We start from the raw sequence: 19,842 nt of genomic DNA, 5'->3' as shown, positions 1-19,842 counted from the left end.
ACTCGATCGTGCGGCAAAGCAGGATCGGGCTTACCCCGATCTTCAAATCCGGGTGTCCTTGACGCCGGGAGACCCCATTCGGCTTTTTCGATTCGTTGTCGCTGGCGTACGAAATATCTTGACTGCCCGTCCAGTCCGCTTAGAGTTCTGTACGCGGAGGCAGAGTTGTATCGGTCGATTGCACGGCGAAGAGAGGTGTTTTGCCGTGCCTCGGGTGTAGCTTTCGACCGAGCCTTATTCACGTCGTTTTGTGCCGTCTCCTGATTCTCGAACGTCTGGATCGCGTTTCTCGCGATCAACGTCTATGCCGCGGCAACATCGCGGACGATCAGTCTGACGGATCTGTTTGGTTTTGAGCGAACGAGGAGAACATCATGAAGAAGCGGACCGCAGGTCGCCACCGGCTTTTCCGAGCGATAGCACCCATCGAGCCGATGGAGAGCCGTTTGATGATGTGCGCCACGCACTCGGCACTCGTCGTGGACTTCTTCACCGATGATCCGGCGGCTTCGAGTGTGCAGAGCCAGCCGCCCGGCGAAACGACCGGCGCCACGCCTGCCGGCACGCCCAGCTACTCCACGCTCGCCAACGGCATGCCGGTGCTAAGCAGTCTCTCGTCAGCGCCGACCGCGCTCTACCTCGATTTCGACGGCGATGCCAGCGGATCCAACCCCTACGTCGCGACGGTGTCGCCGTACAGCGAAGATGCCGATGCCACGACCTTCAATGTCGCCGAGCAGCGGACCATTTTTGAAGCATGGCGGGAGATGTCGAGCTACTTCGCGATGTTCGACATCAACGTGACGACGGTGCAACCGGCTTCGGGAACGCCCAAGGCGTGGCTCGCGGTCGGCAACAACATCAGCGGTGGCTACAGCTATGTGAACGTCTTCCCGAACACGACCCCGGAATCGTGGAACCAGAGCGGCGACGCTCGGACCCGCGTGTCGGGCCTGGCACACGAGATCGGCCATAACTTCGGCCTGCAGCACCAGGCGACCTGGGATCAGTGGGGCACGCTGACTGCCGAGTACGCCGGCGCGACCGATCCGCTTCACGGCTCGATCATGGGCGTGGACTACAGCGGCACCATCCATAAGTTCATCCTCGGGCACAACAGCACGGCGTCGGGTGTCACCACATTGCAGGACGACATCGCCGTGATCGCGAACAAGATCAAGCCGTACCAGGCGGTTGGCGGCGACGGCATGCGGGCCGACGACTTCGGCAACACCATCGCCACGGCGACGGCGTTGCCCGTCAGCGGCGCGGCCCAGTGGACCAGCGGCATCATCGAACGACTGACCGACGCGGATGCGTTCTCGTTTGTTGTCTCATCCGACGGTACCTATGCCCTTTCGGCCGCCCCTGACGCCCCATCCGGTGCAGACCTGAAGCTGTCGGTCTTCACCGCCGGAGGCGAACTGCTGGCGACCGCCGATGGCGTGAACAATGTGCAGCAGATCACGATGCCGCTCACGACCGGCACCTACTATGCCGTCGTTTCGAGTCACCAGAACTACGGCGATGTCGGGCGGTACTTCATGTCCGTCAGCGCGCTGCCGTCCGGCTGGAAGTCGACCGATGTGGGCACCGGCGTCTCGGGCTACTCGGTGCACGACGGGGCGACGGGCACGTTCAGCCTGATCGGCACCGGGGCGGGGATCACCGGCACGTCCGACGGCCTGCAGTACGCCTATCAGACCCTCACTGGCGACGGCACGATCGTTGCCCGGGTTGCCAACGTCGACGGCACCGCCGCCGGCGCACTTGCCGGCGTCACGATCCGTGAGAGCGCCGCCGCCAACGCCCGCGAGGTTTCGATCGTCAAGACCTACAGCAGCGGCGCGCGGTTCTACTCCCGCGCTTCCACTGGCGGCGGGACGACGACCGTATCTGGGGCTGCCGGGGCATTCTCGCCGGGATGGGTCAAGCTCCAGCGTGTCGGCAATACCTTTACCGGCTTCACGTCAACCGACGGAGTGACCTGGACGCAGCTCGGCACGGCTAGCGTGAGCATGGCAGGAACAGTCACGATCGGACTTGCCACGGCGTCGGCGAATAACCACGCGATGAACGTGGGGCAGTTTGACAATGTGAGCGTCACCGGCGCTTTAGGCGCGGCGACGCCCGTCTATAACGCCCTGCCGGCGCCATCGAATCCGTCGTTGGTATTGGCCGGCGGAACGGGTCTCACGCTGACGTGGGACGCCGTCGCAGGCGCCGCGAGTTACGTAGTGGAACGATCGGACGACGGTGTAACCTTTGCCCAGGTCGGCGCACCCGCCGGCACGACCTACACCGACGCGAGCCTCGCCGGCTCGCAGCGATACTTCTACCGGGTCAGCGCAAGCGACGGCACCGGCCGATCGGTACCGTCGCTGGTGATAAGCGAGGTCAATCGACCCAGTGCCGTCACCAGCTTTTCGATTACCAAGCCCAACGCCACCCAGCTCGTGTTGAACTGGCGCGAGACGACGGGCGAGACGGGGTATCGCATCGAGCGGTCGACTGACGGGGTGACGTTTGCCACGCTCGCAACGGTCGGAGCGAACGTGCCCAGTTACACCGACAGCGGCCTGTCCGCCGCCAACGTCTACAGCTACCGCGTAACCCCGACCAGCGCGCTGGGTGACGGTGTGACGTCTGCGGTGGTCTCGGTGTCGCCCCGGCTTGCCGCGGTCAACCCGACGCTCGGCGCGGTTGCCGTCGGCAGCATCGCGATCAACTGGACCGACATTGCCAACGAGACCGGCTATCGGATTGAGCGGTCGACCAATGGCACGACCTTCGCGTCGCTGGCCACGGTGGCTGCGGGCACCACCACCTACATCGACACGACGGTAGCCTCGGCCGGCGAATACTATTACCGCGTTTACGGGACCACGAGCTACACGCAGAGCCTCAACGGCGGCATCAAGTTCGCCGCCGCGCCCAGCGCCACGCCGCCGGCGGCACCCTGGACGTCGCAGGATATCGGCACGGCGTACGGGCCCGGCACAACCGATCTGACGGCCGGCGTTTACAAGCTGGTCAGCAGCGGTTCCGACATCGCGGGAACGAGCGATTCATTCCGGTTCACCTCCCAGTCAATCACGGGTGATGGTGAAATCCGCGCCCGCGTGGATTCCGTGGAGAACACCGCCGCCGGTGCCAAGGTGGGCGTGATGATTCGCCAGTCCGCCGCCGCCAACTCGGCCAATGTCTTCATCTACGTTACACCGACGACCATCGGGTTCTCGTACCGAACCTCGGCCGGCGGATCGACCACAAGCGTTCCGACTGTCACCGGCACTGCTCCCAGGTGGGTGCGCCTGGTCCGCAGCGGGAGCACCATTACCGGAGCCTATTCGTCGGACGGGATCGCCTGGACCACGATTGGCAGCGCAACCGTTGCGCTGACCGGTTCCACGCTCGCCGGCATCGCCGGGACCAGCAACTCGACAACGCTCCTCAACACGTCGACGGTCAGCAATCTCACCGTGACTGCTGCGGCGGGCATCCTGGTCACCGCGCCGACGCCGTCCGCGACAACAACCGAGGCAGGCGGGTCGGCCAGTTTCACGGTCGCACTGGCGTCTGCCCCGGCGGCCGACGTGGTAATTGCCGTCAGCTCGAGCAACACCGCCGAGGGTGTTGTCGCCCCGACAACGCTCACCTTCACGTCGCTCAACTGGAGCACGCCGCAGTCGGTCGTCGTCACCGGCGTCGACGACGCCACGGTCGACGGGAACGTGTCCTACACGGTGGTGCTCGGCTCGGCGGTCAGCGCCGACTTGTCCTACAACGGTCTGGATGCGGCTGATGTCGCATTCACCAATCAGGACAATGACACGCTTCCACCGCCTCCACCGCCGCCGCCGGTAGCGGCGACCCGGTTCTTCGTCCTCGATGACGGCACGGTGGACCAGCGATTCAAGTACACCGCCAACGGTACGCAGAATGGCAGCACGTCCCTGAGCGTGGGCAACACCGCACCGCGCGGGGCGGCGATCAACGCGGCCGGCGACCGGATATGGGTTGTGGACAAGAACCGTACCGTCTACGTCTACGATGCGGCCGGTGCGGTGGTCGGGTCATGGACCGCCGGTACGATTTCAACAACCTCCACGATTGAAGGCATCGCGACCAACGGGACAGACCTCTGGATCGTCGATGCTCGAGCCGACCGGGTTTACTTCTATTCGGGTGCGGCCTCGCGGACGTCTGGCAGCCAGACGGCCGCCAGCAGCTTCGCGCTCGCCAGCGGCAACAGCACGCCGAAGGATATTGTTGGCGACGGAACGAGCCTCTGGATCGTCAACGATGGGTCCAAGAGCGACCAGGTCTACAAGTACACCGTCGCCGGCGCTTTGCTCGGCAACTGGACCCTGACAGGAGGGGGCGGCAAGCCGACCGGGCTGGCGCTTGACCTTGCCGGCAGCGGAGATCTCTGGATCGTCGACAACAGCACCGACCGCAGCTACCGCTACGCCGCAGCCGCGACCCGGACCTCTGGCAGCCAGGCGGCGGCTTCGTCGTACGCACTTGCCGCTGGCAACACCAACGCCCAGGGCATCGTGGCCCCGGCGGTTGCCTTACCGGCGTCTTCGTTCTCCGACGTCAGTTCATCGCCGGTGGCGACCGATCCGACAACCGCAGGCACGCTGCCTCCCGGGCAGACCAAGCGGCCGGAAGGAAAGCCCAGTTCGTCTGGGCTGACGAACCCCGTTGCAATCCGCGTTGTCCCGTCGTTCGTGTCGGGAAGCGATGATCTCGACTCTGGAGAGGACGACAGCGAGCTGCTGGACTAGCCGTTGACGGCCAGGCAGGCCTATTGGCCCGGCGGTAGCGTATTGCCCGATTTGTGTACCCGCGGAGGTCCGCTTAACATCGGCCGTCCTCTTCGGGGCCGCACATTGCTTTCACGTATCCACTCTTTCATTCTCGTCGGCGTCGATGCGCAGGTTTGCGAAGTCGAGGTCGATGTTCTTCACCAGGGTACCGAGAAGAACACCATCGTCGGGCTGGCGCAACTGGCGGTCAAAGAATCGCTCGAGCGCGTCGACCGCGCCGTCAAGAACAGCGGCTATGCGGTGAGCCGCGGAATGATGATCAATCTCGCGCCGGCCGACGTGAAGAAGGAAGGGCCGGCCCTGGATCTGCCGATCGCGATCGGCCTGATGCGCGGGCTGAACTTCATCCAGACCGAACGCCACAAGGAATACCTTGTCGCCGGCGAACTCGCGCTCGACGGGCGATTACGGAAAATCAAAGGCGGCCTGTCGATGGCGCTGCTGGCGCGCGACAAGGGGTTCAAGGGTGTCATCCTGCCCGAGGAGAACAAGCGCGAGGCGGCGGTTGTCGAAGGGGTGGAAGTCATTCCTGTCGGTACCCTTGCCCAGGCAGTGGGTTTCCTCAACGAACTGCTCGATATCGAGCCTTACGAACTCGACGGCGAAGCGTACGCCGCGTCGCAGCAGTCCAGTGATCTCGACTTCGCCGAGGTCCGCGGGCAGGAAGCGGTGAAGCGGGCGATCACCATCGCCGCCGCCGGCGGGCACAATATCCTGATGATCGGACCGCCGGGCACGGGCAAGTCGATGCTCGCGGCACGCATCCCCGGCATTCTGCCGCCGCTGGGACGGGCCGAATCGCTCGAGACCACCCGCATCTACTCGGCGATGGGATTGCTGCCCGACGGCGTCGCGCTTCTCGACCGCCGGCCGGTGCGGACGCCTCACCACTCGGCGACGGCCCAGGCGCTGATCGGCGGCGGCAGCATTCCCCGGCCCGGCGAGGTCTCGCTGGCGCACCACGGGATTCTATTTCTCGACGAACTCCCGGAGTTCCCGCGGCCGGTTCTTGAAACGATGCGGCAGCCGATGGAATCCGGCGAAGTGACCATCGCCCGGGTCCACGGCAGCGTGAAGTTCCCGGCGCGGTTCATGCTCGTCGCGGCGATGAACCCGACGGAATCAGGCTATGCCCCCACCGACACCCGGGCCCGCGATAAGTACCTCGCCAAGCTGTCGGGTCCCCTGCTCGACCGCATCGATATCCACGTTGAAGTTCCCGCCGTGCCGTATCGCGAGCTCACCGGCAAGCACGCGGGCACCAGCAGCGGCCAGATGCGCGAGCAGGTGATGCGCGCTCGTGCGATTCAGACGCAGCGCTTCGGCGAAGGCCCCATTTGCAACGCACGGATGGACAGCAAGCTGCTCCGCGCCCATTGCGAGCTCGGCGAGACGAGCCTGATGCTGATGAAGCAGGCGATGGACGAGCTGGGCCTCAGCGCCCGCGCTTACGACAAAGTCCGCCGTGTCGCCCGAACGATCGCCGACATGGACGGCGTCCAGCACATCAACGAGAACCACATCGCCGAGGCGGTTCAGTACCGATTGCTCGACCGAAAGTTTTGAGCCCGCCGGCACCTGGCCTGAGGGATGTCAAACGAGAGAGACCACGAAGCAGATCTTTCTGTCGTGGCCTCTGTCATCTCATCGCTTGACGATTTAGTTCGTTCAGGCGGCTTTCTTTTTCTTCTTCGGCGCGGCAGCGGCCGTCGCGTCGATGGTGGAGACCACCCCGCCGCTGGCGGTGTACTTCACGTGGGCACCGGCCTTGAGGTCGGTGAGGGTCTTGGCCTGGCCGTCGACGGTGACGGAGGTCTTTTCGGTGGTGGTCAGCGAGACGGCGACCGCCTTCTTGCCAGCACCCTTGACGCTAAGGGTGAGGGCGGGCGCGGTACCGGTGATCGACTCGATGACACCCTCGGTGCTGCCCTTATCGGCCTTCTTGGCCGCCTGGACGTTCGAGGCACCGATCAGACCGACCAGAGCAAATGCCGCCAAAGCCATCAAAACGTGTCGCATGCTGCTACTCCTCAGTTGATTGGAAGGGTTACTGAAGACCGCTGATTGCGGCCTCCACATGAATGCACCTGTAACGCGGTGAAAGGGAATCTATTGCCTGGGCAAATCGTTTCGCGGGAACGTCGCGTGGCGGGCGGCTCGTTTTGTCTTTGGTCCTTGACAACACAAGCGTCCGACCATGCTATTTAGTGAACGCCGGCCCGCGTGATCCGGGATCGCGGCGGAAGACCGCTTCTCTCGCACGAAAGCAATTTTCATGAACCGCTTGCTCAGCCTATTCGCCTCTGCCGCCCTCGCCCTTGGCGGGGCGACGTTCCTTGCCTCGCACACCGCCGTCGCTGCCGATTCGGCCCCGACGACCACCATCAAGCCCCTCAAGGTTCTGCTGGTCACCGGCGGGTGCTGCCATGACTACTCGCGGCAGAAGGAAATCCTCAAGCAGGGTATCTCAGCCCGCACTCCGGCCGAGTTCACCATCGTCCACGAAGGCGACAACAAGACCGACCACAAGCATTCCATCTACGCCAACAAGGACTGGTGGAAGGGTTACGACGTCGTGATTCACGACGAGTGCTCGGCGTCGGTGAAGGATATCGACTTCATCGAAAACGTCCTGGCGGCCCACAAGGCGGGCGTGCCGGCGGTGGTTCTCCACTGCGGCATGCACAACTACCGCAGCGAAGGTTTCCCCAACAAGACGCCGTGGTTCGAGTTCACCGGACTCAAGACCACCGGCCACGGCCCACAGCAGCCGATCTCGCTGACGATCGTCGATAAGGAAAGCCCCATCACCCAGGGCCAGCCCGAGTGGACCACGATCAACGAAGAGCTCTACAACAACGTCGCCGGCGGTGTCGAGGCGACCGCCAAGCCGCTGATCAAAGGCAAGCAGACGATCACCGACAAGAAGACCAACGAGAAGAAGGACGTCGAAACCATCGTCGCCTGGACCAACGACTACAAGGGCACCAAGGTCTTCGCGACCACGGTCGGCCATAACAACGACACCGTCGCCGACGCCCGCTACCTGAACCTGGTCACCCGCGGCCTGCTCTGGAGCGTCGGCAAGCTGGACGACAAGCACTTCAAGGCGAGCGACCAGAACGTCGACGTCAAGGCGATCAAGGTCGAGCCCAAGCCGGACGCGAAGAAGGCCAGTGCCAGCGCCGTTCGCCCGGGCATCGAAATCCTGAAGGATGTTCCCTGCTGCGGCAACGAGTAATCGCCGGACGGGCGACCTGGCATAGCCTTACATTTTCACCTTGAAGATTGATGACTTTGTGAGAACCCGCGACGAGATACGTCGCGGGTTCTCTCTATTGTAGATCGGGGGGCGTAAGGTGATCTGAGCACGCCATGCCGCGTTAGACTTTGGTCGACAGCAGTTTTCGGCGCGAGTAACCGTCCCGGGACTTCCCTATTCCGACGCTGTTTGCGCCACAACGCAAATAGCCGAGAATCTGACCGTCGAGCTGTAAATCCAACCGGAACAATCTGGACAGGGATTAAGGATAACATCGTGAAGAAACTAAACGTGGAAATCTTGGTTTGCGCCATGGTGCTGATGGCGTTTGTTCTCGTTAGCGGCTGTACGACCACTTCGGACAAGAGCCCTGGGAAATCCTCTGGAATCGGGGTATCGCCGGCCGAGGCGAGAGCCATCGCGAAGGAGGCCTACATCTACGGCTATCCGATGGTGGACAGCTACCGCATTCAGTATGCCTACTTCGTCAATCCGAAGAGCCCAGAGTACAAGAACCCCTGGAACCAGCTTCGCAACATGCCGCGTGTCTACACGCCGGACGACAAGGCCGTCCAGACCCCCAACTCCGATACGCCCTACTCCATGATCGGCTTCGACCTGCGGGCCGAGCCCATGGTGATTACCGTGCCGGTCATCGAGAAGGAACGCTACTTCAGCATCCAACTCGTCGACGCATACACGCATAACTTTGCATACATCGGCAGCCGAACCACCGGCAATGACGGCGGCAGCTACCTCCTTGCCGGCCCGGGCTGGCAAGGCGAAACCCCCAAAGGCGTGAAGATGGTGATCCGCGCCGAGACCGATCTGGCGTTGGGCGTGTATCGCACACAGCTTTTCCATCCGGAGGATCTGGACAACGTAAAGAAGGTTCAGGCGGGTTACCAGGTTCGAACCCTCTCCGCGTTTCTCGCTCAGCCTCCTGCACCATCGGTGCCGGCGATCGACTTCATCAAGCCGCTCGGCGTGGAAGCACAGAAAACCTCGCTCGAGTTCTTCAGCGTTCTGAACTTCGTCCTGCAGTTCTGCCCGACGGTCCCCTCGGAAAAGGAATTGATGGCACGCTTCGCCCGGATCGGCGTGGGTGCCGGGATGCAGTTCGATGCCGATAAGCTCTCTCCGGAAGTGAAGACGGCCATCGAGCAGGGCATGGCCGATGCCTGGGCGAACATTGCGGAGTTGAAGAAGAAGGTCGACGCGAAAGAGCTGACCTCCGGCGACATGTTCGGCACCCGGGAGTATCTCAAGAACAACTATCTCTACCGGATGTTCGCCGCCGTCTTCGGCATCTTTGGCAATTCAAAGCAGGAGGCGATGTATCCCATGTACGGCGTGGACGCCGACAGGCATGCGCTGGACGGGACACACCGTTATGCATTGCGATTTGCGCCCGGACAGTTGCCGCCAGTCAATGGATTCTGGTCGCTCACGATGTACCAGATGCCCGAGAGCCTGCTGTTTGCCAATTCGCTCAAACGCTACCTGCTCAACTCTCCGATGCTGTCTCAGTTTCAGAAGGATTCCGATGGCGGGATCACCCTGCTGATTCAAAACTCATCGCCCGGCAAGGATAAGGAGTCGAACTGGCTGCCCGCACCGAAGGGGCCGTTCATGGCGGTGATGAGGCTGTATTGGCCGAAGGACGACGCGCTGACCGGCAAGTGGACCGCGCCGGCGCTGAAGAAGGTCGAATGAACGCGTCTGGTGATCGGCGTTGCATGGCGGTCGGTGTCTGTCCCGTTTTGCGACCGCACTTAATACGGCCGCGATCCGAACACGCCCAGCAGCCACAGAACGAGAATGATCAGAAGGATCGTTCCGACCGAAATGCCCTGTCGGCGAAAAGCCGGCTGATACAGACCGCCGCCGAAACTCAGGATAACCAGAACGACAAGAATGATTAGCAGGATTGGCATGCGCGAAGCGTCGCAGGTTCAGCCAAATCGGGGAATGGAGAATGTTTGGGGGCGAATCAAGATTGCTGAAGGTCGAGTGTCAAGCACGAATTGAGGAGAAGTAACGATCCTTCGCCCAGCCTCCAGACTTCAGACTTGGACCGTCAACCATCCACCTTCGACTTTCGTGCGCCGTGCGCCTTACCCCTTCACATCGTCTGAATCTTGGTCGTGTCCAGAATCGGCTGGCCGTGGGACACGGAGCTTTGTCGGGGCAGGCGGATGGTAAAGTTGGTGCCGGCGTCGCGGGTGGAGACGACCTCGATCGACCCGCCATGAGACTTGGCGACCTCGCGAGCGATATACAGGCCCAGGCCGATGCTGCCCGGACGATTCTTCACAGGGTGGTCGCCGCTGGAGCCGCGAACAAGCGGATCGAAGATCTTTGCAAGTTCGCCCGGCGGAATGGGCGAGCCGCCGTTGTGGATCGCGACGGAGACCTCATTGTCGACGCCCGTCAGCCGAAGCTCGATCGGGGCGCTGGCGTCGCCGTGCTGAACGGCGTTGCCCAGCAGATTGGAAATCGCCTGTCGAACACGGTCGGCGTCCCAGTCGCCGGTCCCATCGCCTTCAGAAAAAAAGCGGAACGTGCACTTCGGATGGGCCGTGCGGAACTCGTCGAATAGTCCGCGGCACAGCGGTTTAAGGTCCATAGGCGCCGGTTCGACAGGCATCCCGGCACCCAGGCGCGTGCGGGTGTAATCCAGCAGATCGCCGATCATTCGGCCCATCTGAACGGCGTTGCTGCAGATTTGTGTCGCAAAGCTCACCGCTTCCGGCTCAGGATGCCCAATTCGGGGAATCAGCGAGGCCGACATCGCGATGGAGTTCAACGGGTTGCGCAGGTCGTGGCCCAGGATTGCCAGGAACATATCCCGCGACTGGTCGACCCTCTTTGTGTAACTGCTGACGGTCTTGGCAATCGACTGGTCGAGGGACTCATTGAACCGTGTAACGTCTTCAACGTCCCGCTCATCCGCATCCGGCTCACTGTCGCGCCAAAGACGCAGCACGCTGGCGCGCAAGGCCCGGTATTCGGAGACGACTTCAAGCAAATCGAAGCCTGACCCCAGTCGGTCGATGGCGTGTGCTTCCGAAGCTTCGTCGAGGGATGAGATCTTCGTCGTATCGGTAGTCGACGTTTCAGAGCCGTGGCTTCGTGACCGGGCCGACCGCTCGGTGTTGGTCTGCACGGACTGCATGTCGTCTACGGTGGCGAGAAGGATACGCTCGGCATGGTCGCGTAAGGTGAGCGACCCCATCTTCGCCCCAGCACCAATGCCACGGGCAAAAGCCTCCCATTCGACGAGAATAGGTTCGGTATGTGTGAGAATAAAATCGCAGAGACGCAACGTGCTCCAGTGAACTGTCAACAGCGCAAGTGGCGATGGAATTCCCCCTTGGACGACCACATGCGAGATCACGGTAGCAGGTTTGGACGGATGACGGGGCGAAGAAATTGGGGAAGGGTATCCCTCCGCACCAGCTGCGAGTGCCGAGCGGCAGGCGGGAAGTTGTAAGTCGAGTCAGAACGGCCGTCGCCACCGGGACAGCGCAGCAAGTCACAACTCGGGCTCGGGGCATCTGTTGCGGCGCTTCGGGTCGCTATGGGTGGTAGAACTTGTCTTAGAAAGAGTCCCCCCAGGTATCGAGAGGCAACATCACTGAGAACGGTCGCCGTGAGTGACCTTGGTGAGAGCGAGCGTGCGACCTTCAGCGCGTCATGCACTTTCGCCCTCGTGCTGACGTTCGGGAAAAGTTCCTCGCGGTCCAGGCTCGCTTTATGGGAAGGCGACAAACTGGAGCATTCAACGTTCTTCGACACCTTCAGCGGTTACGTCCGTCGCTACGTCCGCCGCCGCCGTCGCTGCCTTTGCTCCCACCCCCGCCTCCTTTGCTGCCCCCGCCATCTCCGCCTCCGCCACCACCGTTGCCACGACCCCCGCCGCCGTCTCCCCCGCCGCTGCTGCGACCGCCGCCGTCGTTCCCGCTGATGCTACGGGCACCGGACGATTCGCCGCCGGTGCGCGGGCCGACGAAGTCACGCTGGCCGTTGGACGCCGGTCCGAGGCGTGGGGCGCTGTTGATGCGCTCCGACGCGGACGACCCGCGGGCGCTGGGGCGTTCGGCGGGTGGGCTGTAGGTGCCGGACGGCGCGACATATCCCGATGACGACCGGCGCGTCGGCACGATGACCGGTGCCGATTTCCCGTCCACCGCCGATGGCGCGTTTCCGCCGGAAGCCGAGCTGTCCGATGGCACGACCAGCACGCTGCCGTCCGCGCGGCGGAAGCTGGCGGCGGCAGGTGTGTTGGCGTCCGCACGATTGAGCGATCGCGGACCGACAAACTCCGTCGGTGCCCGCATCGGCCGGCCGGTGACTGTCGGCGCGGGACGCACCGGCGTTCCCGACGGCTGGGCGGCGATCACCAGCGGCGTCGGGCCGTTGTTGGCCGACGTCGGCGGGTTCGACGCCGAGACGATCGGCGCGTTGCCCCACGGCACCCGGCCGCGCGTGCTGCGGTCGGCGACGACGACCGGCGGTCGGCCGTTCCCGTTGTTGCCGCCGTTGTTGTTGTGGCCGTCGTTGTGGTGGTGATGGTGGCCGTTGCCGTAATAGCCGTAATACCCGCTGCCGTACCAGAAGCCGCTGCCGTAGTAATAGTCGTTGTAGTAGTAGCCGCTCCGGGTGACGTAATAAGGCGAGCCCCAGCGGCAGCCGTAGAGATCGTAAAGGTAAGGGTCGGCACCGTTGCCCCAGTAGTAGTCGGGGCCGCGGTAGACGTAGCCGCCGTAGCGGTAGGTGGTCCAGGATTCGCTGGAATAGGCCTCGCCGGTATCATATGCGATGCCGCCGCCCGAGGGAGCGGGGACGTAGGTGCCACCGACATCAGCCGCACGCGGCGCGTTCGGGCCGGTTGCCGGCCGTGTGGCGGGCGCGGCCTTGTCGGCGGCGTCGGCGAGTTCCCGGCGGAGGTCTTCGTGGCTCACTTGGCCGGCCATCAGGCCGTCTCGCGTCAATTGATAGAAGACATAGCTCGTCGCCTGCCGATCAAGGACGAGACTGAAATCAATCGGCTCGCGACCGTCGTCCGGCGTTCGAGGTTGATCGGACAGCACTCGCGGGATGAAGGACGGATCAAGCTGGCCGGCGAACCCCTCGAACGCGATCGCCACTGCCGCATGCTTGTACACAGGCTGGGTGGCCGGAGCGGTGGCCGGGTTTGTCGTCGGGTTCGTTGCGGGATTGGTCGCCGGTCGGGTGGACGGATTGGGGTCGCGGTAGACGGCAACGGTCACGATCGCGGTTTCGCCTTTGTAGTCGATCAGTGCCCGCGCGACGCGCGGGGCCAGCGCGGCCATGCCCTGGCGGGCATTGTCCTTCAGATCGGGGGCGTCAATCCTGGCTTCGATCGCCGTCATGGCGTTCTGCCAGTGCTGCGGATTGACGGTCACCTTGCGGACCGACGGGAGTTCGCCCAGGCGGATGCCGGTGGTATCAATCGGCGGCGGGCCGTCGTTGGCCTGGCCCTGGGGTGCGGGTGTCTGGCGCGGGTCGGCGGGAAGCCGCGGGTCGCGGCCGCCGTAGTCGTAAAGCGGGATGTCCTTCGCGACAGAGCCGGGCGGCGGCTCGACGTAAGCAGACTTGCGATAGACGCCTTCCTCCATCCCGGGTCGCTTCCTCGGCGCAGGCTCTTCAGACGTCGCGCACCCCAGCGGGACGGCGGCCAGGACCGCGGTGATCAGCGTCGATTGAAACCGTCGTGACATGGCTACCTCGCTCCCGACATTGTACGGCTTTCCCCGGCGACTGGGCGCGGGAAAAACGCCGCCGAGCTTGACAATCCTCGCCCCTGCGGCAATCGCCAGGCAACTGGCGCAAACCCACCTCATTGAGACACGCGGCCTGCTGAAAGGTTTGCCCGCGGGCCGCAAACGCGAACATTTGCCGCCTTGGTGTGTAGATGGGGGCTGGGGAGCCGGAACATCGCCCCGCCGGGCCGTTCCGAATAGCATTTTGTGCAATCCCGTAACTGGAACCGTTGATCCATGAAGCATTCGAAGACCTCCGTGATTCTTTCGTCGGCTGTCGCCATTGCCATTGCCGGTGCGACGGCGCTGCTTGCTGCTGACAAGTCGCCTGCCGTTCCTGCTCCCAAAGCGGCGGCCAAGGCCACCGGCGACACCAAGGCCGGCGGCACCAAAAAAGGGGACGCTGGCAAGCTGGTCCCCGAGAACCTCGCCATCGGCAAGGTGGTCTCTGCGTCGAGCTATCAGAACGACGGCCTGAAGGCGACGATGGCCGTGGACGGCGACGAAGGCACGCGCTGGTGCGCCGAGAATGGTTCGGTGCCGCAGTGGCTGGCGGTCGATCTGGGCTCGCCGCAGGATCTCTCCGGTGCCGAGATCACCTGGGAAGCGTCGGCAGACAAATACGCGTTCAAGCTCGAAGGCTCCGCCGACGGCAAAGCCTGGTCGGCGCTGGCCGAGAAGTCGTACGAAGCGGGTGCGACATCGCAGCTGAAGTTCGACGCCAAGGGCGTCCGCCATGTCCGCGTGACGGTAAACGGCACCAAGCCCGGCGCCTGGGCGAGCCTGAAAGAACTGGACGTCTTCGGCACCAAGCTGGTGGCCGCTGCCGAAAAGGCCAAGGCCAAGCAGGGCAAAAAGGCCGGCAACGACGCGCCCCCCACGCCCGAGAGTGTGAAGGCCCCCGCCGGCTGGGATGTGAAGATCTTCGGCGCCCCGCCGGAGGTGAACTACTGCACGACCATCTGCGCCACGATCACCGGCGACGTATTTGTGGGGATCGACGAGCAGGGCTCGCTCGGCAAAGAAGCCGGTCGCGGCCGCGTCGTCCGCATGCGCGACCTCGACGGCGACGGCAAAGCCGATGACATCGTCACCTTCGCCAAGATGGACCATCCCCGCGGTGTCTGGGCCGACGGCAAGGACGTCTACGTCCTGCATCCGCCGACGCTCACCAAGTACACCGACGAGAACGGCGACGGCATTTCCGACAAGAGCGAAGTGTTGATCAAGGGGATCGCCAACGAGCAGATCCAGGCCGGCCGCGGCGCTGACCACACGACCAATGGATTCGCCGTCGGCCCCGACGGTTGGATCTACATCGCGATGGGCGACTTCGGCACCCCCAAGGCCACCGGCAAGGACGGCACCGAACTGCAGATGCACGGCGGCGGCGTGGTGCGCATTCGTCTCGATGGCACCGGGCTGGAGAAATACTCCTTCGGCCAGCGCAACATCTACGACGTCGCGGTCGACCCGTTCATGAACGTCTTCACCCGCGACAACACCAACGACGGCGGCGGGTGGAACGTTCGCCTCAGCTACATCGTGCCGAGCGGCAACTACGGCTATCCCCGCATGTTCATGCGGTTCGGCGACGAGATCATCCAGCCGCTGAACGACTTTGGTGGCGGTTCGCCGTGCGGATCGCTCTTTGTCGATGAACCCAGCCTGCCCCCGATCGCCAACGGCCTGCTGACCGTCGAATGGGGCGCGAGCAAGGTCTGGAAGCACCCGCTCACGCCGCAGAGCGCGGGTTACGGGCCGTCGTCGCAGGAGCAGTTCCTGGGGCTGTCGCGTCCGACCGATATCGACTACGACGGCCGCGGTAATTTCTTCGTCGCGAGCTGGGCCAATGGCAGCTTCAGCTACAGCGGAGCGAACGTCGGCTTTGTCGGCCGGGTGTCGCCGACGGGGTATAAAGCCGCCGTCCTGCCCGATGTCGCCCGCGCGGCGGACGACGACCTGGTGAAGCTGCTGATGTCCCCGAGCATGAAGCTGCGCGAAGCGGCGCAGCGGGAGGCCGTCCGTCGTGGCACAAAGCCGGCGACGATTGAAGGGCTCAAGGCGCTGGTCACCGGCAAGGGCCTGCTCCAGGGCCGGGTCGCCGCGATGCTGACGCTCAAGCAAATCGCCGGCGACAACGCCAACGCGTTTCTCGCGACGGCGGCCGCCGATCTGGATATCCGCGAGTTGGCGCTGCGAGCGCTGGCCGACAAGAAGAACGACCCGACCGCCCCGCTGCCGCCATTCATCGCCGGCTGCAAAGACGCCAACCCGCGTGTGCGCCTGATTTCGGCGTGGGGGCTCGGCCGACTGGGTCGCGCCGAAGGCGCTTCGGCACTGGTGCCACTCACCGGCGATGCCGACCCGCTGATCCGTCATGTCGCGATCACGGCGCTGGTCGAGCTGAAAGCCGCAGACGTCTGCCTGGACGCTGTCAACGGCAATGACGCTGTCACGACCGGCGTCCTGCTGGCGCTGCAGCGGATGCACGGCGAAGAAAAGCTGGGCGATGTGGCGCTGGGCGAGAAGGTGGTCGCCGGGCTGACGCAGAAGCTGCAATCGGCCGCCGAACCTGCCCTCAAATCGTCGCTGTATCGTTCGCTCTGCCGCATGTACTTCCAGGAAGCGGCGTGGGACGGCAGCACTTGGTGGGGCACACGGCCGGACACGTCGGGCCCCTACTACAAGACCGCCGAGTGGGCCGCCACGCCGAAGGTGCGGGCGCTGCTCGAAGCAGGCCTCGCCAACGAGAAAGGCGATGTCGTACGGCAGTTGGTCGTCGACATGCAGCGACACAAGATCGATACGCCTGCCGTTGCCGCATTCATCACCAGCGAAGCGAAGAAGGACCCCAAGTTCCGCCAGATGCTGATCGAAAGCCTGTCGTCGGCGCAGGCCGGCCTGACCCGCGACCAGATCGCTCTGCTGAAGTCGGTGTCGCTCGATGCGAGCATTGAACCGGCGCAGCGCGTGACGGCGATGCGCGTGCTGTCGAAGTCTCAGAAAGACAACGACTCGCGAGCGGCGCTGACGGACGTGCTGGCTGCGATCGTCGCCGATGCCAAGCCCGAGGCATCGATCGCCGCCCTGCTCGACGAATCGATCCGCGACGCCCGCAACGGCGCGGATGTCCCGTACTTTGCCAAGCTCGCCGAGTCGGACAAGCCCGAAGCGCGTGAGCTGGCCTATTCAGTGCTCGTGAGCATCGCGAAGGGGAAACTCACCAAGGGCGACCAACAGGCGAAAGCCGCCGCCGCTGTCGAGCTTGCGTGGAAAAAGCCGGTGCAGACGGCGAGCCTGCTGCGGGCGATCGGCCGGACCAAGACCGTGGACTACCGCGAGCAGGTGCAGGCCCACACCGCCGACAAGACGCCGGAAGTTGCGACTGCCGCCGCGTACGCCGCCGAGCGCATCGGCCTGAAGGGCACCGGCGTTCCCGCCGGCCCGACGATCGAGCAGACCGGTTATGAGAAGACGCTGGCGTTTACGACGAAGGCCAAGGGGAACGCCGAGAAGGGCAAGGAGTTGTTCACCCGTGTCGGCTGCGTCGGCTGTCACACGGTATCGGCGAGCGAGCCGCCGAAGGGCCCGTATCTCGGCGGCATCCTCGAGCGGTACAACCGCGCCGAGCTGACCGAGAGCATCGTGAAGCCCAACGCCAAGATCTCGCAGGGCTTCGAGACGCAGTGGTTCAAGCTCAAGGGTGCCGAGGATGACATCATCGAAGGCTTCGTTACGAGAGAAGCCGGCAACGAACTGGAACTGCGAAACGCCGCCGGCGTGGCCCAGATCATCAAGACGTCGGACATCGTCAAGCGCGGCAAGCGCGAGACGTCGATCATGCCCGAAGGTTTGGTGAACGCCCTGACGCCGCAGGACTTGGCGGATTTGCTGGAGTATCTGGGGTCGTTGAAGAAGTGAGGTCGCAAGGTGGCATGGGCGAGTACACTTGTCTGCGGTTGCCGATCGCGGCAAGACATGGGCATGTGGACTCGCCCATGCCGCAATAGCCTTGATTCCCAACGCCTCGGTGAAATGAGCAGACTCAAACACAATACCCCTCCTTCCGCAAACCGACCAACGCCTGATCCGTTAACCGAGTCTTCAGCTTCCCCGCCGACAGGCCCGTCTCAGCGTCGTTACGACGCGCCCGGCGACGAGCCCCTCGCCATCGCCGTCAACCTGACCCTCCAGGAGACGTTTCGCTTCGACCGTGGCCTGTCCAAGCGTCTGCGGCAGCGCGAGGTGAATGCCAAGGAAGCATTCACCCTCCGCGACGGTGCCGGTGTCTACTTTCGGGCCAGCCTGAAGGAGTACGACGCCAAGGGTGGCATCGCGTTGCCGTACGAGCGGATGGACCGATCGCCGGAGGCGACGATCGACATCACGCTCGCGTGTGCCGTCCTCGCCCGCCACCGCATGCACCTGGTCGTGCAGAAGGCGACGGAACTCGGTGTTCGGCGGATCGTTCCGCTGCTGACGGACTGCTCCGTTCCGCCGGAGAATGTGGAGCAGGAGCAGGCGCACGCCTGGCCTAGCCACATTTTGCGGGCAACCAAGCAGTGTCGGCGGTCGTCGCTGCCGCACCTCCTGGCCCCGACCACGCTCGACGCATTCCTCACGTCGCCACTGTACGCGGCGACCGACCTGCGGCTGTTTCTCGACGACCGCGTCGACCCGCTGCCTACCCCCGCCGACAAGCCGAAGCGCGTCATCCTGCTCGTCGGGCCTGAGGGCGGCTTTTCCGATGCCGAGCGAGAAAAGCTCTCCCGCCACGCCCGACCATGGGTGCTCGGCGGGCGCGTGCTTCGGGCGGAGACGGCGGTGCTCGTGGGGCTGACGGCGGTGCACATGAGATGGGGAGACTTCACGTGACTTCAAAGCAAACGAACGCGTAACCGGGCGACCATGTCGGAGCGAAGCTTTCATTGTCCGGCCCGACTTTCAGGAAAACTACACTCGGTCCAGGAACAGCCATGTCCAGTGCTAACCTTTGCCGTCGCGATTTTCTCCGGGCAGCGGTCGCCACTTGCGTCACCGCGAGCCTTACGTCCGCTGCGGTCTCGTCTTCCCCCGTCATCGACACCCACACCCACTTCTACGACCCTTCCCGCCCGCAGGGCGTGCCGTGGCCTTCGAAGAACGATCCGCTGCTGTACCGAACTGTCCTGCCGGCGGAGTTCAAGAAAATCGCCGTGCCGCTGGGCATCACCGGTACCGTTGTCGTCGAGGCCAGCCCGTGGGTGGAGGACAACCAGTTCGTCCTCGACTTGGCGAAGGACGAGCCTTTCATCGTCGGGCTGTGCGGGAACCTGACGCCGGGGGAGGCGGACTTCGCGCAGCATCTGGCGCGATTCTCTAAGAACCCGCTGTTCCGCGGCATCCGCATCGCCGGCGCGGACTGGGTCAAGCGGGTCGCCGACGACCGATTTATCGACGACCTCAAGCGGATGCTCGACGCCGACCTGCAACTGGACGTCAACACGGGCACCGCCAACCTGCCTGCGACGGCGAAGCTGGCGGATCGGCTGCCGGCTCTCCGCATGGTGCTGAACCATTGCGCCAATACGCCGATCGACGGCCAGGCCGTGAAGCCGGACTGGCTCGCCGGGATGAAAGCCCTCGGCGGCCGCAGGAACGTCTTTGCCAAGGTGTCGGGCGTGGTCGAAGGCACCGCCAAGCGCAACGGCGACGCGCCGGCCGACGTGGCGTTCTACAAGCCGGTGCTGGACGTGCTGTGGGAACAGTTCGGCGAAGACCGCCTGATCTTCGGCAGCAACTGGCCGGTCTCGGCGCGGTTCGCTCCGCTGGATCGCGTCGTCGGGATTGTTCGCGGCTACTTCGAGCCCAGGGGCCCCGCGGTGCTGGCGAAGGTCCTCGGCGGGAACGCCGCGACGGCATACAAATGCGTGAAGCGGTAGCACCATGGTTCGCACCGTTCGCAGCATGGTCC

At 64.0% G+C, this 19,842-nt stretch carries 11 protein-coding genes; 7 read left to right on the top strand and 4 right to left on the bottom strand.

All coding sequences use genetic code 11. The annotated features are described in order from the left end of the window. The first annotated feature begins 374 nt into the window (after positions 1 to 374). Both IPV69_RS23720 and IPV69_RS23715 read left to right on the top strand, forming a co-directional pair. On the top strand, positions 375 to 4,793 hold the full coding sequence (locus tag IPV69_RS23720; RefSeq protein WP_206292209.1) for a hypothetical protein: 4,419 nt from the start codon (positions 375 to 377) through the stop codon (positions 4,791 to 4,793). A 105-nt stretch (positions 4,794 to 4,898) separates the two neighbouring features. Beyond that, positions 4,899 to 6,401, top strand: coding sequence for a YifB family Mg chelatase-like AAA ATPase (locus IPV69_RS23715; RefSeq protein ID WP_206292208.1), 1,503 nt, complete (start codon positions 4,899 to 4,901; stop codon positions 6,399 to 6,401). A gap of 102 nt (positions 6,402 to 6,503) precedes the next feature. Here the strand turns inward: IPV69_RS23715 and IPV69_RS23710 are convergent, their stop codons facing one another. Continuing rightward, positions 6,504 to 6,854 (bottom strand): hypothetical protein, encoded by a 351-nt coding sequence (locus tag IPV69_RS23710; protein ID WP_206292207.1) that lies wholly within the window; start codon positions 6,852 to 6,854, stop codon positions 6,504 to 6,506. A 256-nt stretch (positions 6,855 to 7,110) separates the two neighbouring features. Here IPV69_RS23710 and IPV69_RS23705 point away from each other — a divergent pair, with 256 nt between their 5' ends. After that, positions 7,111 to 8,076, top strand: coding sequence for a ThuA domain-containing protein (locus IPV69_RS23705; RefSeq protein WP_206292206.1), 966 nt, complete (start codon positions 7,111 to 7,113; stop codon positions 8,074 to 8,076). Positions 8,077 to 8,409: 333 nt separating this feature from the next. Next, complete coding sequence (locus IPV69_RS23700) at positions 8,410 to 9,813, top strand: DUF1254 domain-containing protein (RefSeq protein WP_390884430.1); 1,404 nt, start codon at positions 8,410 to 8,412, stop codon at positions 9,811 to 9,813. Positions 9,814 to 9,872: 59 nt separating this feature from the next. Here IPV69_RS23700 and IPV69_RS23695 read toward each other — a convergent pair whose 3' ends face one another. The 3 genes from IPV69_RS23695 to IPV69_RS23685 form a co-directional block, all read right to left on the bottom strand. After that, positions 9,873 to 10,034 (bottom strand): hypothetical protein, encoded by a 162-nt coding sequence (locus tag IPV69_RS23695; protein ID WP_206292204.1) that lies wholly within the window; start codon positions 10,032 to 10,034, stop codon positions 9,873 to 9,875. Between the two features lie 188 nt (positions 10,035 to 10,222). Beyond that, entirely contained in the window at positions 10,223 to 11,275 is a 1,053-nt protein-coding gene (locus IPV69_RS23690) for a sensor histidine kinase (RefSeq protein ID WP_206292203.1), read from the bottom strand. A gap of 625 nt (positions 11,276 to 11,900) precedes the next feature. After that, positions 11,901 to 13,844, bottom strand: coding sequence for a hypothetical protein (locus IPV69_RS23685; RefSeq protein ID WP_206292202.1), 1,944 nt, complete (start codon positions 13,842 to 13,844; stop codon positions 11,901 to 11,903). A gap of 279 nt (positions 13,845 to 14,123) precedes the next feature. Here IPV69_RS23685 and IPV69_RS23680 point away from each other — a divergent pair, with 279 nt between their 5' ends. The 3 genes from IPV69_RS23680 to IPV69_RS23670 all read left to right on the top strand — a co-directional run bounded on the left by IPV69_RS23680 (position 14,124) and on the right by IPV69_RS23670 (position 19,810). Then, positions 14,124 to 17,810 carry a DUF7133 domain-containing protein gene (locus tag IPV69_RS23680; RefSeq protein WP_206292201.1) on the top strand — a complete coding sequence of 1,229 codons (3,687 nt, stop codon included), beginning with the start codon at positions 14,124 to 14,126 and terminating at the stop codon, positions 17,808 to 17,810. 114 nt (positions 17,811 to 17,924) lie between these two features. After that, positions 17,925 to 18,764 (top strand): RsmE family RNA methyltransferase, encoded by an 840-nt coding sequence (locus IPV69_RS23675; RefSeq protein WP_206292200.1) that lies wholly within the window; start codon positions 17,925 to 17,927, stop codon positions 18,762 to 18,764. Between the two features lie 101 nt (positions 18,765 to 18,865). Then, entirely contained in the window at positions 18,866 to 19,810 is a 945-nt protein-coding gene (locus IPV69_RS23670) for an amidohydrolase family protein (protein ID WP_206292199.1), read from the top strand. Positions 19,811 to 19,842 lie beyond the last annotated feature (32 nt).

Origin of the sequence: Humisphaera borealis (genome assembly GCF_015169395.1) — a bacterium.
GTDB lineage: Bacteria > Planctomycetota > Phycisphaerae > Tepidisphaerales > Tepidisphaeraceae > Humisphaera > Humisphaera borealis.
This window is presented reverse-complemented; position numbering and strand designations above follow the sequence as displayed.